Here is a 14,746-nt window from a genome sequence, read left to right on the forward strand (position 1 = left end):
CGTGATGTTTCGAATTTCTCCACACCTTCCGTGCCGGCACGGATTCGCCGTTTTCTTGATGAGTCTCGTGCTGAGTGCATGCGGCGGAGGCGGCGGTGATGACTCCGGTGGCACGCCTACTAATCCCAATGCTATTTACGTGAATGCCGGTGCCGACATTGAAGTACTGGAGGCCACGGACGCCAGTTTGAGTGGCAGTGCTACAGGCAATACCGACGGCGCAACCTGGCGCTGGTCTGTAACGCCTTCTGCCACTATCACGCAGGATGACAATACAGTAGCAGACGCGGTTTTTACTGCACCTGTCGTTACCACAGACACGTCGTTTGTTGTTACCCTGACTGTCACCAATAGCAGCGGTAACAGCGATTCTGATACCTTAAATATTCTGGTCAGGCCGGTAAATGTGTCACCGACAGCTGTGATCACGCCGGAGCAGGAAGCCGGTCAGCCGCAGAATACATACTCTGCCGGCAGTAGCGTGGAGCTGAGCGGGTTGGCCAGTACAGACGAGGATGCTCCGGATTCAGCAAACCCCATTGCAGCCTGGGAGTGGCAACAAACTTCAGGTAACAGTGTTTTAAATGGTATCGCCACTGATCAGCCTTCGATAACCATTACTATGCCGGTGGAAACCAGTGCGCAGGCGCTGACACTGACGCTGACTGTTACTGATGCAGAAGGTGCCACAGATACCGCCACTGTTACCCTGAATACATTGTCAGAAAGCCAGACCTTACCAAAGGTCAGTGCCGGCAACGACCAGGCGGTATTCAGTGGTGAGCGGATTGTCCTCAATGGCGTTGCAAGTACGACGGTATCCGCCGGTTTACCGCTACTCAGCGAATGGGAAGCGTCAGGCAGTGCCGGTATGGTCCGCGATGCAGATGCTCTTTCAACGTATGCGATTGCGCCGCAGGTCGATGTGGAAACGCAAATGAGTTATACCCTTGCCGTGAGTGATGCCTTCGGTCATATCGTCTATGACGAAATTTTCGTTACCGTCCGTCCCATGCCCGTTCCTTTGTTAAACGACACCGGCGTTACAGTGCAGGCGAATAATACAGCCTACGCCAATACCCAGCAGAACGATTTTCCCGGTCAGGACGGACAGCGGGGGGGGGATGTGATCAGTGCTGCCGGTTTCCTTGAAAAGGCAGGCCGTGGTAAAGCGGGTTTTGATTTCACCAAACTCAATAGCAACGGTGATGAAGAAGACGATACGTCGCAGGCCTGGTCTTGTGTACGTGATAACATCACCGGTCTTATCTGGGAGAAGAAAACCGACGATGCCGGACTTCGTGATGCAGATAACACCTATTCCTGGTTTTTCTCTGCGCAAAACGGAGGTTATCAGGGCCCGCAGACTACGACTACCGCCAGCTGTACAATGACTAACTGTAACACTCAGGCTTATGTCAGTGCGGTAAACGCTCAGGGCCTGTGCGGGTTCTACGACTGGCGTATGCCGACACATCAGGAACTGATGTCGATTATTCATTTCGGTCAGCCCAGCGGCGTGATGCTTGATGATGACTATTTTCCTTTCGCCGGCACACTGGCGGCCGGTGAAGACAAGTTATGGTACTGGACCCGCATGCCAAGTGCTGACGGCGTGTCCGGTGATGCGGCACAAAATGCCTGGGCACTGGATTTTGCTTCCGGCCTGGATAACTTCTTAATCAAATCGAGCCCGGCGCGTGTGCGTCTGGTAAGGGCAGGGAGATAAGCATGAAACCTGTATTTGTATTGTTATGCTGGCTGTTTTCGGCGTCTTTAATGGCTCAGACCTGTCTGGGTGATGGTATTGAAACCGCCGGCGAGGACGATTTTGAAGATTTGGGTGACGGCGAAGTTCTGCATATTGAAACTCAGCTAATCTGGCAGCGTTGCTCACTGGGTCAGACCTGGAACGGGACAACCTGCACAGGCACCGCCACTAAATATAACTGGCAGGAAGCACTCATTGCTGCGCAGGAAGCCGATGCCGTTGATCTTGCCGGGTTGCGTTTACCTAACATCAAAGAGCTGTCGACAATTACTGAACGCTTGTGTGTACGCCCTGCGATTAACGAAGCTATTTTCCCTAATACACCGCCGGATGATTTCTGGACATCAACGCCTTCACTGGAAGATCCGGTACGTTCCTGGGTAGTCGCATTTTTTAATGCCAGCCACTCAATTAAAGAAAAGGACAGATTTGTTTACGTGCGTTTAGTGCGTACACAGCTTGATTAGCCGTTAACAGCCCTTATAATGCCGCGATTTATTCAACCTGAATTTTAGCAGGTTGGACTTGTCGCGGCTTTTTATTTAGGGGTAAGGCGTACACAATGCTACGCATGAGAATGCGAAAATTACTATCTGCTTTGCGAGTTCCGCTGGTGTTTTTCACCACGGTACCTTTTTGTGCGTCAGCAGATATATCCTGTGACATCGACTTTGCCTATGGTCTGGTGGTTAACGAACATCAGTTACGGATCCTTGATAAGAGCCGAACTGTCGTTCAAATCAACGACCAGGATCAGTTGTTCGTAAAAGGTCGCTGGCAAAACCTGAGTGTACCCGAACGCCGCTGGCTCCGGGATTATTCGCGGGGACTGCATTACGTTGTTCCCAAGATGATTATTCTGGCGACTGAAGGTGTAGACCTGGCAGCAGATACCGTGGATAACGTATATCAGGGGCTGGTGGGAACCGATCACGAAAGTTACGAGAAGTTGCAGCACGCAATGAAGCGCGTGCGTAACCGTGTTAAAGACAAGTTCCGTCATGCCAGCAACCATTACTTTATCGGCCCGGGATCACTGGAAAGTGTCGACCACTTTGTCGACAGTGAAATTGAAGCTGAACTGGAGCAGGCTATCTCAATGTCCATCGGCGGTATTCTTTCAGCCATTGGCGGCATGGATGAAAACCGGGTAGATTTAAGCAGCGAAAGGGTGGAAGAAATCACCCGTCAGCTTGAGGCCGTAGGTGAGCAACTGGATTTTGAAGCAGGGCCGGCATCACTGAACAATAAAGCCCAGTGGTTTTGTGACAAACTACACCGTCTGAATAACCTGGAAGAAAAGCTGCGCAAGCATATTCCTGCGCTGAAACCTTACGACATTATTATTTCGGAATAAATCGTTAAACAAATGCTGAGAGCAGACTGTTAAGGTATCGCCTGCCTTTTGCCGTCACCTGCCAGTGCAACTCCGATTCTTCAATCAATCCCTGCTCACGGGCTTTAGAAAGCTCTGCTAATTCCTGAGAAGATAATGTCTGTCCGGTAAAATCAGTAAAATCCTGCTTGGGGCAGGGTTCGACAAGACGGAACCGGTTCATGAAAAATTCGAAGGCTAAATCTTCCTTCTCTACCGTTGAGGAAGTATCGAGATATGGGCGGGCAATATCCATGTAGCCTCTGGGATGCTTCACTTTCACAGTTCGGACTATTTCACCGCTGTTGATATCTGTGATTTTACCGTGAGCACCACAGCCTATCCCCAGGTAATCACCGAAGCGCCAGTAATTCAGATTGTGCTGACACTGGAAGCCGGGTTGGCTGTAACCGGAAATTTCATACTGTTCGAAGCCTGCAGCTTTAAGCCTCTTATGCCCCTGTGACTGGATTTCCCATAAAATATCATCATCGGGCAGCTCAGGAGGTTTTGAGTAAAACGGTGTATTGGGCTCAATGGTGAGCTGATACCAGGAAAGATGGCGTGGAGACATGGCAATGGCACGATCTAAATCGTCCAGCGCATTTGAAATACTCTGATCCGGTAAGCCGTGCATCAAATCCACATTAAAACTGTTCAGCGGTGCAGCCTTCGCCAGAGTGATGGCCCGGCTTGCCTGGTCAGTATCGTGAATGCGGCCAAGGGCTTTAAGGTGATGGTTCTGAAAGCTCTGGATCCCCATGGAAATCCTGTTTACTCCGGCCTGAGCATAGCCGTCAAAGCGTCCCGCTTCCACAGTACCGGGATTAGCCTCAAGAGTGATTTCAGCATGCTCAGACAACGCTACCCGTTGTTTAACGCCGTCCAGCAGGGTTGCTATGGATTCTGCGGAAAACAAGCTTGGCGTACCGCCGCCGATAAAAATACTGGTGATCTCGCGTCCTTTTACACGGGCTGCGTCAATAGCCAGATCGTCCAGCAAATGGGCGACATATTCATTTTCAGGAAGTGATGACTTCAACCCGTGTGAGTTGAAGTCGCAGTAAGGGCATTTCTGAACACACCAGGGAATGTGGATATACAGGCCCAGTGAGGGATTACGCAAAAGTTTGTCTCATTTGTTCGAGCAGAAATGCCATGGCCTGACCACGATGGCTGATTTGATTTTTAACCTGACGGTCCAGTTCAGCGGCGGTACATTCATGGGAAGGTACATAAAACACCGGATCATACCCGAAACCGCCGTGACCGGCCTGAGAATCCGTAATCGTGCCATGCCAGTAACCCTGACTGATAAGCGGAACCGGATCGTCTGCATGACGCATGAACACCAGCATACAAAAGAAATGTGCACGGCGGTTTGCTTTACCATCCAGCGCTGCCAGCAACTTATCAATGTTATCACTGTCGCTGGCCTGTGCTCCGGCGTAGCGGGCGGAATAGATGCCAGGCGCACCGCCAAGTGCATTCACTACCAACCCTGAGTCGTCTGCAATCGCCGGCAAGCCGGTGACTTTAGCTGCATGACGGGCTTTGATAATGGCGTTCTCCACGAATGTGGTGCCTGTTTCCGGAACGTCTTCCACGCCGAGTTCTTTCTGCGGAACCACGGTCACGTTCAGCGCTGAAAACAGGCGGGTGAATTCCTTCACTTTGCCGGCGTTACCGGATGCCAGTACAATTTTTTCAGGAAATGACATATCAAACCGTCCTTACTGATTACTTACTTTTCTTTTTCGCTGTGGCGGCTTTTTTCTTTTTGGCCTTTTTCTTCGCGGTGTTTTTCGGAGCTTTATGCTTAGGCCGCAAATCTTTTACGAAACGGGATTTAAGCGGTTCACCGGTGTAACGCTCAACTCTACCTACCATGTCGAAGTCGTGAGCTTCAATCAGTGATATGGCGGTACCTTTTGCGCCTGCACGACCGGTGCGGCCAATACGGTGAACGTAGATATCGGCCTTGCGGGGCATATCGAAGTTGATGACATGACTGACGTTAGGTACGTCTATGCCACGGGCAGCAACATCGGTTGCCAGCAGTACGGGGACTTTTCCGGATTTAAAACGTAGCAGGGCGTCATTGCGTTTGTCCTGCGGCATTTCTCCCTGCAGCCAGCACACTTCAATTTTCTCTGACATCAGAAAATCTTTCAGTGCCTGCAGGCGCTCGCGGGTTTTTATAAACACCACCGCATTGGTAATGTCGTTTTTAAGAATATGCACCAGCATGGCCTGTTTGTGGGCCATGTCATCCGCCAGGTGATACCACTGATGAGTTTTCGCTTTTTCCTTCCGTGAAGGATTCGCTTCTACCTCAACCGGATCATTAAGAATATCGCGGGAGAAAAACTTCACCCCCGGCCCTTCCAGTGTGGCGGAGAACAGCATGTTCTGTTTACGCCAGCGGGCTTCCGAGGCAATCTGACCCACAATGGCACCAAACCCCATGTCGAGCATACGATCTGCCTCATCCAGGATAAGGCATTCAATATTGCGACAATCCGCAGACTCTTTCTCGATATGCTCAAATAAGCGCCCCGGCGTGGCCACCAGGATATCCAGATTCTGGCTCAGTGTTTCTCTGTCTGTACCATAGTTTATGCCGCCGGTAATTACGCCGCATACCAGTTCGGTATAACGGGTAATTGCCCGTGCCTGCTCATACACCTGTAAGGCTAGTTCACGGGTTGGCGTAAGAATAAGGATGCGTGTCGAACCGGGTTCCCGACGTGGGAAATCCAGTAAAAACTGGCATGCAGGCAGCAAAAAGGCCGCCGTTTTTCCGGTTCCGGTAGGGGCCGATGCGAGGATATCTTTGCCGTCCATCGCCGGCGGGATCACGAGAGACTGAATGGAAGTCGGGTTTTTAAATCCCATCTCCGTAACAGCCTGACAGAGGCTGTCATCAAGCTCTAATTCTTCAAAGGTCATTCGGTGTTTTTGCGTCGCGAAAATAAAGGCATATTGTAGCACCTCACCGCTGTGTTTTGATAACTATTATCCCGAAACTGCGCCTTCAGATTCATTCACAACAGAATTGGCACAGCAGAGGAGTGCGTGATAAGCCGTCTCTTCGTATTTTCCGAACTGCGGCTGCTGCTTTGCCTTGATTTTGGTGAAAACGGGTTGGGTAAGTCCGGCCATGAAGCGACTCAGCAAGACAGGTGTCAGCATCTGTGCCGGCAGCTTTTCAGAAAGCCAGTTGCGGGCCAGTTGGATGTCAGTGGCGATATTGCCGGACTGAGCTTCTGAGTTATCACGGCTAAGACTCAGTGATTGCCCCCTGCATACTGAGCAATGCCCGCAGTGTTCAGGTGCATGCTGATCGCCGAAGTACAATGCCAGATTGTGATTCAGGCAGCGGTCGAGATTGAAAAAGCGTAGCATGGTAGCAATACGGGCAATTTCTGATTCTTCATTCTTGCAGGCATACTGATAAAGGTTGCCGGCAAGGTCGGGGGTGAATAACTCGGGGTTCACCCGGTACACATCGGTGAGTTGTTTGGTTTCCAGTTCAGCCTGTCCGTTGTCAGCCAGTTGCTCCAGCAGACTCAGCACCATTCCCCTCAGGAATCCTTGGTGTTGAAGGGCGTCGAAATCCGGAACGCCCCAAATTTTCCTGAAGCGGGTGTGGCTGACGATGGCGTCGAACAGTCCCTGATGTTCCTGCGGTAAGTGCTGTGTAATTTGTTCAGGAGTCGTCAGCCACTTTACCTTTACGTCTTCGTAGTAGCTGTACTCAGGTTCAACTGCGCCGGCGAGTTCCAGCTGCACCAGCAGCGTCTTCAGTGGTAAAGGACGAATATTGGTGGTTTGCGACAGCGACCAGGCCCTGGTTTCCCACTGACCATTTTGTGTGTTGGCCGTGATTTCATTAAGTAGTGTATCAATGGCATGCTTTTCAGGTGTGTCGCCATAGACAAAGTTTTCCAGCACGTTAATGCCGTCCAGACTGGCCAGCAGTACGCACCGGCTTTTCTGTCCGTCACGTCCGGCACGACCGATTTCCTGACTGTAATTTTCTATGGATTTCGGGAGATCGTAATGCACCACGAAACGGATATCTGCTTTATCGATACCCATACCAAAGGCGATGGTTGCCACAATGATGCGTGTTTCACCCGCCATAAAGCGATTTTGAATAGCAGCACGGTTGTCGTTACCAAGGCCTGCATGATAAGAAACCGCAGAATAACCTGCTGCTTGTAACTCTCCGGCAAGTTCATCCGCCGTTTTTTGCTGGGTTACATACACAATGCCGGCGCCGGCAGTTTCATCAAGTACTTGCGTGAGCAACGGGAATTTACCGGTGTTCTGTGCCGGAATCAGGTCTATGTCCAGGTTAGCCCTGTAGAATCCTGTTTGTACGATGTGCTGCAGGCCGATATCGAATTTCTGCGCCATGTCTTTTTGTACCCGGCGCATCGCCGTAGCGGTGAGCAACAGCACCAGCGGAATGTTCAGTGACTGGCGGTAGCGGGGCAGTTTCAGATAGTCGGGACGAAAATTGTGCCCCCATTCGGAGATACAATGGGCTTCATCCACCACCAGCATGGATACAGGAATGCTGTCGATGAAGCGGCGGAAGCGCTCGTTTTTAAATCGCTCTACCGAAATCATCAGGATCTTAAGCTCACCGTCCCGTGCCTGCTGCATCACCTGCTGGCTGTCTTCTTTGCTCAGAGTGGAATCCAGGCTGGAAGCTGCAATACCCTTACTCCGCAGAAATGCCAGCTGATCATGCATCAGCGCAATGAGCGGCGAAATCACCAGTGTGAGATGGGGCAATTGTGTCGCGGTGAACTGATAACACAAAGACTTCCCTGAACCGGTGGGAAACACCGCCAGCGAAGAATGACCGGCCAGAAGCTGCTCAATAGTCTGTTGCTGACCTTCGCGGAAACCGTCGAAGCCAAAACGTTGTTGAAGCTGTTGTATCAGGGTGTGCATATTGTTATTCAATAAGTGATTTAGACTGATATTAATCGTTAACCAGATATCTTATGACTGGCTATGAGGACTGATTTGCCGGCAGGTACTCCGCAATAATTTCCATACGGGCCTGATCCATGGCTTCGCCAATTTGCGGTCCCCGCAGGCCCTGTTCAACAAAGGCTTTGGCGCTCAGCTTGCCAGCCTTGCTGACCGCTTCATTCAGTGCCGTTGCTAAATCATTGACCATATCTGAGGGGGCCGTTATCAGTGAGCATGCTGTAATAAAGTCAGTGAAGCGTTCCGGTTTACGCCAGGCGTCGCACTGATTACACAGGGCAAGCCAGTCTTCTGCCTGGTTTGATGCGGTAAAGTTCTTGCTGAAACGGCTGATCAGGATCGCCAGTCCGGTGTATTTGTTGGGTGCTTTTATCCGCTCACACAACTTCTCTGTTTGTTCCGGTGAAACGTCTGCAAATAGCAGTGCCCAGCGAATGTCGTCACTGCATTGCGCCGCAGCTGCCCGCTGAAGTCGTAAGTCACTGTTTGCCCGGGACGGGATGAGCTCCAAAAACCAGAAACCAAGTGCATCAGCGTTTTCAAGCACCTGAAAATAGACTTCAGGATTCATTTCTCCCAACGCACGGATAGTCTCCTTCCATACACGCTCAGCCGTAAGATGGGCAAGTTCGCCACTGTCAGCCATGGAGCGCATGAGTGACGCTGTTTCATCTGCAACGGTAAACCCGAGATAAGCATACCTTGCTGCAAAACGGGCAACACGGAATACCCGCAGGGGATCCTCACTAAAGGCTTCAGACACATGCCGCAATGTGCGGGATTCGATATCTTCAACGCCCTGGTAAGGGTCAATCAGATTGCCGTCTTTGTCTCTGGCGATAGCATTTACGGTGAGATCCCGACGGATCAAATCCTGCTCCAGCGTGACGTCAGGTGCAGCGTAACAAACAAAACCGGTGTAACCGCTGCCGGATTTTCTTTCCGTGCGGGCAAGGGCATATTCTTCTTTGGTTTTCGGATGCAGGAACACCGGAAAGTCTTTCCCGACCTGTTCATAGCCTTTACTGAGCATCTCTTGTGGTGTGGCACCTGTTACTACCCAGTCCCGCTCTGTTACCGGACGTCCAAGTAATTCATCCCGTACTGCGCCGCCCACTAAATAAACATCCATAAAACCATCACGCTGTTTGTTTTGTTTCATTATGCCTGAACTAAGAGGCTTTTTGTTTATCGAAAGGCTTTGATTTTGACTTATTCACCCGGGCCGGTTAGTTTAGTCGCGGTGAATTGCTAACTCTCTCAAACACATGTATCTGAATTATTTTGGACTGACGGACAACCCGTTTTCCATAGCGCCAAACCCCGATTATTTATATATGAGCCCGCGCCACAAAGAGGCACTGGCACATTTAACCTTTGGCCTGCGCGAAAGCGGCGGTTTTGTGATGCTGACCGGCGAGGTTGGCACCGGGAAAACCACGGTATCCCGGAGATTGTTGCAGCAATTACCTGACAATACCCAGGTAGCAATGATTTTAAATCCCACGTTGTCTGCTCTGGAACTGCTGGCTACCGTCTGCGACGAGCTGGGCATTCCCTATGATGTGGACAAGGCCAGTCTGAAATATTTTACTGATCGTATTCTGGCAAAGCTGGCTGACAATCATCAGGCCGGCATGAATACGGTACTGATGATTGATGAAGCCCAGCATCTGATGCCTGAAGTGCTGGAACAGCTGCGTTTACTGACCAATCTGGAAACCAACCGTGAGAAGCTGTTGAAGGTGGTGTTAATCGGGCAGCCTGAATTACAACAGTTACTGAAGCGAAACGAATTACGGCAGCTGGCTCAGCGTATTACCGCCCGTTATCATTTGTTACCGCTCACCGCACCGGAAGTCTCTTCTTACGTAGCACACCGCTTAAGTGTGGCAAAGGGGGACGTGAGCATTTTCAGCCCTTCGACGATAAAAGCCATTCACCAAATCACTGGCGGAATTCCCAGAGTGATTAATTTGCTTTGTGACCGCGCACTGACCCTGTCTTTCACCAAACAGCATGCAGTAGTGAAGAAACCTGTATTCCTTGCCGCAGCAGAACAAATTCTTGGCGAGGATGTGGTGAGCCAGCGTATTCAAAGTCAGCGTAAATGGCTGATGATATTGTTGTTTGTGATTGCTGTGGTGACTGGCTTTGGCCTCGGGAGGTTGTATGTCTGACCTCATTAAAATTGGAGAGCTGAAACCCGGTATGGTGATTATTCGCATCACTGAGCAGAACGGGCCGGTTAAAATTCGCAAAAGTGGTCTGGTATCCAGTGACGCCATGGTACAGGGCCTGGCGGAAATGGGAGTGCAGGAAGTTGAAGTTGACCCTGCTCAAGCCGTTGAAATTGAAAAGCCGGTGCATCACCGCACGCAAACGCAGGCGCTGCTCAGGGGAGAACACGACACCAGTGTCAGTAAGTTTGATGCCGGGTTGTCAGATCAATTTAACCGCAGCTTGTTCCTTCCCACTGTGCAGGGAATGCCGTCGTTGTGGAAAGTGTATACCAGACAGGCAGTGTCTTTTGCCGGTGTCATTCTGGCCGGACTGATTATAGGTGGTGCCATCGGCAGTTACCCTGCGTGGTGGCCTGATACGGTAAATATCGTGTCCGCCGGCGATGAGCGCGGAAACGGACAGGAGATACCGGGAACAACACCTGAAGACAGCACAAACCTGAAATCTACCGGAGAGGCTGTGGTGCCAGCCGGTAACAATATTGCCGCAGTGGATAGCAGCCCGGTAATTAATACAAATGAATTAAACCCAGTTCCTGATGCCACCGCAGGGAGTCAGCGTGAAATAAGCGCAATCCCAAACCAGAGCGCAACCGGGCAGCAAAATACTGTGTCCGCCAATCCGGTGAACAGAGATGGCGCAGGGAATGATACTGCTGCGCAGGCCTCAGATTTAGGCGGTGAAATCATCAATGCGCCGCAGGAAAGCGATGTGAATGTGTCACCGGAGCTTATGGCACGGTTTAACAAGGCCATTGAAGATTTGGACAATAAGGCTACCGAAGATGAGCCTGAAACACAGATCACCGTGCGTGACGATTTACCCCGTGTCGATCAACTTCCTGTCAGAATGCTTACCCGTTTACCGGGTATGGCGTTTAATGCGCATATGTATGCCAGTCGTCCGTCTGACCGCTGGGTCAGAGTGAACGGCAAACAACTCGGGGAAGGGGACTGGATTGATGACAAGGTGCAAATAGTGAAAATTGAAGCTCAGCGGGTTATTTTGAGTTTCGAAAACAAAGAGTTTTCTATGGCGGCGTTAACAGACTGGTGACCGGGTTTCAGCCTGGCACCTGGCTGATAAATACATCTTTGAAAAATTTCGGCAGATTAATGCCAAAATCATCAGGGCGGACACCTGACTCAATTTCATCGTCGACAGTAAGCAAATCAATGCGTTTAATTTCACTGAAGTGACCTCCGGTAATGCTGTAGAAAGTCATTACCACCGGTGAGGTGAGATCGTCGGGATTTTGTTTACTGATGATCCCCAGTCTCCCGCTTTTCAGTTTTACCAGCGAGCCCACGGGGTGAACACCGACACACTGCACGAACTGTTTAACTAACACGCTGTCAAGAGACGGATCTTTAGCCAGCCTTTTCAGCGCAAGGGCCGGTGTAATGCTGTCTTTGTGAGGGCGGTTGGAAATCATCGCATCGTAACAGTCCACAATAGCCGCCATTTTTGACAGGGGGGAGATGGTGTCACTCTTCAGTGCTTTCGGGTAGCCGGAACCGTCTTCCCGTTCGTGGTGTTGAGATATAACCGACAATGCCAAATCTGAAATTTGTCCCCCTTGCTCTACCAGTTCCACGCCAATATCAACATGGCTTTTCACCACATCCCAGTCGGCCTGACTCAGTTTTCCATTTTTATGCCTCAGTTCCTGTGGGATCTGCGACATACCCACGTCCATAAGCAATGCGCCCATACAAGCTTCATCAATCGTATCCCGATCATAACCAAGATGCTGGGCAAACATAGCCATCAGGATGGAACAGTTAATCGAATGTTCAAGCAGGTATTGATCTGAATTCTTTATCATTGTCAGGCAGGACATGGCATCCTGATTATCGAAAACTGCATCAATGATGCTGGATGACAGGTCTGATGCCTGCGAGAGATCATTAGGAGCGTCCTTGTTGAGCGAAGTGATGAAAGACTGCTGTAAGCTCACGGCTTCTTCATAAAGTACGCTGGCGGCATTCAGAGCGTCTGAATTCGACTGTGTGGCAGGTGAAGGGGCGGGCACCTGGTCACTGACCATTGCTGCTTCCGGCAACTGACTTCTGGCAAAGTCGACTTCTACCACGGTGATCCCCATTTCCTTCAGCTTACCGATGGATACCGGTGATTTCACCACGCCGCTGGAGCGCACGCGTAATTGTCCGGTTTGTTCTAAAACCTGATTGACGTACATACCCGGAATGAGTTCATCAATAGTCACGTTTTTTAGCATGCAATGTTACCTGAGCAGAAGCCGGGGCCGAAAAAAAAGGGCGATGCTGATGCATCGCCCTTTGAGTATAGTTGATATCGAAAAAATTAAAGCCAGACTGGCTGTCTACTTTCGTATGATTCGATGGTCTCTGTCAGTTCCAGCGTCTGACCAATAGCATCTAAGCCTTTGATCAGATTGTTTTTGTGGTGTGCAAGGATGTCAAAGCTGAATACTGCATCGCCTGCTTTCACTGTTTGTGCCGGCAAATCGATTTCCACAGCGGTATCCGGATTGGCTTTGACAATGGCAAACAGCTCATCCATTTGCGCTGATGTCAGCGCTACCGGCAGCAACTGGTTGTTAATGCAGTTGCCGTAGAAAATGTCAGCGAAGGATGTGGCGATAACGGCATCAAAACCAAAATCTGCCAGTGCCCAGGGCGCGTGTTCCCGGCTGGAACCACAACCAAAATTTTCCCGCGACATCAGAATACTTGCGCCGGCATGTTCCGGTTTATTTAACACGAAATCAGGATTGGGTTCTTTTTCATGTAAGTCCAGATAGCGCCAGTCGTGGAACAAATGTTTACCGTATCCGCTGCGTGTTACGCCAGTAAGGAACTGTTTCGGGATGATCTGATCCGTATCGACGTTAGCCTGATCAAGGGGGCAGGCGCGGCCGGTGTGTGTAGTAAAACCTTGACTCATGACTTACTCCTGAAATTCTCTGACATCGGCGAAACGGCCTTTTAATGCAGCGGCAGCTGCCATCGCAGGGCTCACCAGGTGAGTGCGGGCACCGCGGCCCTGACGGCCTTCGAAGTTACGGTTACTGGTTGAAGCACAACGGTCACCGGCCTGAAGAATGTCATCATTCATGCCCAGACACATCGAACAACCCGGCAAACGCCACTCGAACCCTGCATCGGTAAAGATTTTATCCAGACCTTCTGCTTCCGCCTGACGTTTAACCGCACCGGAGCCCGGCACAACAATCGCGGTGACGTTGTCAGCGACTTTGCCCTGTTTGGCGATGAATGCAGCAGCACGCATGTCTTCAATACGACCATTGGTACAAGAGCCGATAAATACATGACTGATGGCCACATCTTCCAGCTTATCGCCGGCAGATAAGCCCATGTATGACAGGGCTTTTCTCGCGCTCTCTTTCTCTACCGCATCGCTGAAGGAGTCAGCTGCAGGTACCGGTGTATCCACACCAATTACCTGACCCGGGTTAGTGCCCCAGGTGACCTGTGGTGCGATATCAGCGGCATTTAATTCAACAACGCTGTCGAATTTCGCGCCATCTTCACTGTACAGTGTTTTCCAGTATGCAACGGCGTCATCCCACGCTTCGCCGGAGGGTGCATATTCACGGCCTTTCACGTAGTTAAATGTGGTCTCATCCGGGGCAACCATACCGGCTTTCGCTCCGGCTTCGATACTCATGTTACAGATAGTCATGCGCTCTTCCATGGTCAGAGAGCGGATGGCTTCACCGGCGTACTCGATAACATAACCGGTAGCGCCGGCGTGTCCGATTTTGCCGATAATGGCCAGAATGATATCTTTTGCCGTAATGCCCACCGGTAATTTACCGTGCACATTAATCAGCATGCTTTTCGCTTTACTTTGCTTCAGAGTTTGTGTGGCGAGTACATGCTCAACCTGAGATGTACCGATACCGAATGCTAAGGCCCCGAATGCCCCGTGGGTTGCGGTGTGCGAGTCACCACATACTGCGGTAACGCCGGGCAGGATTAAACCCAGTTCAGGACCCATTACGTGAACTATCCCTTGTTTCTGGTGACCCACCGGGAATAGCTTAACGCCATGTTCTTCACAGTTCTTCGCCAGCGTTTGTAACTGTAACGCATTTTGCGGACCGCAGGCGTCAATGGCCAGCGAGCGGGTAGAGATACTGTGGTCCATGGTGCCGAATGTACGGTCAGGTCGACGCACTTTACGGCCTTTTTCATTCAAACCTGCGAAGGCCTGAGGCGAAGTCACTTCATGGATCAGGTGACGATCGATATACAATAAGCTGTCTTCGCCAATCTGGTCTACAACGTGTGCTTCCCAGACTTTGTCATATAAGGTCTTGGCCATGACGGTCT

General features: G+C 50.7%; 13 protein-coding genes. 5 read left to right on the forward strand and 8 right to left on the reverse strand.

What is annotated here, in order from left to right:
- The first annotated feature begins 58 nt into the window (after positions 1 to 58).
- From ACXAGR_RS13175 to ACXAGR_RS13185, 3 genes are all read left to right on the forward strand, one after another.
- Entirely contained in the window at positions 59 to 1,729 is a 1,671-nt protein-coding gene (locus ACXAGR_RS13175; RefSeq protein ID WP_474850936.1) for an Lcl C-terminal domain-containing protein, read from the forward strand.
- Positions 1,730 to 1,731: 2 nt separating this feature from the next.
- Positions 1,732 to 2,238: an Lcl C-terminal domain-containing protein gene (locus tag ACXAGR_RS13180; RefSeq protein ID WP_303574488.1), complete on the forward strand. Its 507-nt coding sequence runs from the start codon at positions 1,732 to 1,734 to the stop codon at positions 2,236 to 2,238.
- 95 nt (positions 2,239 to 2,333) lie between these two features.
- Positions 2,334 to 3,128, forward strand: coding sequence for a DUF2884 family protein (locus ACXAGR_RS13185; RefSeq protein ID WP_232373491.1), 795 nt, complete (start codon positions 2,334 to 2,336; stop codon positions 3,126 to 3,128).
- Positions 3,129 to 3,132: 4 nt separating this feature from the next.
- Here the strand turns inward: ACXAGR_RS13185 and hemW are convergent, their stop codons facing one another.
- The 5 genes from hemW to ACXAGR_RS13210 all read right to left on the reverse strand — a co-directional run bounded on the left by hemW (position 3,133) and on the right by ACXAGR_RS13210 (position 9,291).
- Entirely contained in the window at positions 3,133 to 4,272 is a 1,140-nt protein-coding gene (gene hemW / locus ACXAGR_RS13190) for a radical SAM family heme chaperone HemW (protein ID WP_474850938.1), read from the reverse strand.
- Positions 4,265 to 4,867 (reverse strand): RdgB/HAM1 family non-canonical purine NTP pyrophosphatase, encoded by a 603-nt coding sequence (gene rdgB / locus ACXAGR_RS13195; RefSeq protein WP_349584811.1) that lies wholly within the window; start codon positions 4,865 to 4,867, stop codon positions 4,265 to 4,267. The genes hemW and rdgB overlap by 8 nt, the downstream gene beginning before the upstream one ends.
- 19 nt (positions 4,868 to 4,886) lie before the next feature.
- Positions 4,887 to 6,098: an ATP-dependent RNA helicase SrmB gene (gene srmB / locus ACXAGR_RS13200; RefSeq protein WP_474844564.1), complete on the reverse strand. Its 1,212-nt coding sequence runs from the start codon at positions 6,096 to 6,098 to the stop codon at positions 4,887 to 4,889.
- A gap of 66 nt (positions 6,099 to 6,164) precedes the next feature.
- Positions 6,165 to 8,117, reverse strand: coding sequence for a RecQ family ATP-dependent DNA helicase (locus ACXAGR_RS13205; protein WP_474850940.1), 1,953 nt, complete (start codon positions 8,115 to 8,117; stop codon positions 6,165 to 6,167).
- Positions 8,118 to 8,178: 61 nt separating this feature from the next.
- Positions 8,179 to 9,291 (reverse strand): tRNA nucleotidyltransferase/poly(A) polymerase-related protein, encoded by a 1,113-nt coding sequence (locus ACXAGR_RS13210; protein WP_474844839.1) that lies wholly within the window; start codon positions 9,289 to 9,291, stop codon positions 8,179 to 8,181.
- A gap of 136 nt (positions 9,292 to 9,427) precedes the next feature.
- Here ACXAGR_RS13210 and ACXAGR_RS13215 point away from each other — a divergent pair, with 136 nt between their 5' ends.
- Both ACXAGR_RS13215 and ACXAGR_RS13220 read left to right on the forward strand, forming a co-directional pair.
- On the forward strand, positions 9,428 to 10,339 hold the full coding sequence (locus ACXAGR_RS13215) for an ExeA family protein (protein ID WP_474844566.1): 912 nt from the start codon (positions 9,428 to 9,430) through the stop codon (positions 10,337 to 10,339).
- On the forward strand, positions 10,332 to 11,459 hold the full coding sequence (locus tag ACXAGR_RS13220; RefSeq protein WP_474850942.1) for a general secretion pathway protein GspB: 1,128 nt from the start codon (positions 10,332 to 10,334) through the stop codon (positions 11,457 to 11,459). Before ACXAGR_RS13215 ends, ACXAGR_RS13220 begins: the two co-directional genes overlap by 8 nt.
- A gap of 7 nt (positions 11,460 to 11,466) precedes the next feature.
- Here the strand turns inward: ACXAGR_RS13220 and ACXAGR_RS13225 are convergent, their stop codons facing one another.
- The 3 genes from ACXAGR_RS13225 to leuC all read right to left on the reverse strand — a co-directional run bounded on the left by ACXAGR_RS13225 (position 11,467) and on the right by leuC (position 14,738).
- A complete protein-coding gene (locus ACXAGR_RS13225) occupies positions 11,467 to 12,645 on the reverse strand; it encodes an HD-GYP domain-containing protein (RefSeq protein WP_474850944.1) in 1,179 nt (392 codons plus the stop codon).
- Between the two features lie 86 nt (positions 12,646 to 12,731).
- Positions 12,732 to 13,334: a 3-isopropylmalate dehydratase small subunit gene (gene leuD / locus ACXAGR_RS13230; RefSeq protein ID WP_474850945.1), complete on the reverse strand. Its 603-nt coding sequence runs from the start codon at positions 13,332 to 13,334 to the stop codon at positions 12,732 to 12,734.
- A gap of 3 nt (positions 13,335 to 13,337) precedes the next feature.
- On the reverse strand, positions 13,338 to 14,738 hold the full coding sequence (gene leuC, locus ACXAGR_RS13235; protein ID WP_349584831.1) for a 3-isopropylmalate dehydratase large subunit: 1,401 nt from the start codon (positions 14,736 to 14,738) through the stop codon (positions 13,338 to 13,340).
- Positions 14,739 to 14,746: the final 8 nt, after the last annotated feature.

It is taken from the genome of Alteromonas sp. ABH4_457 (assembly GCF_056160625.1).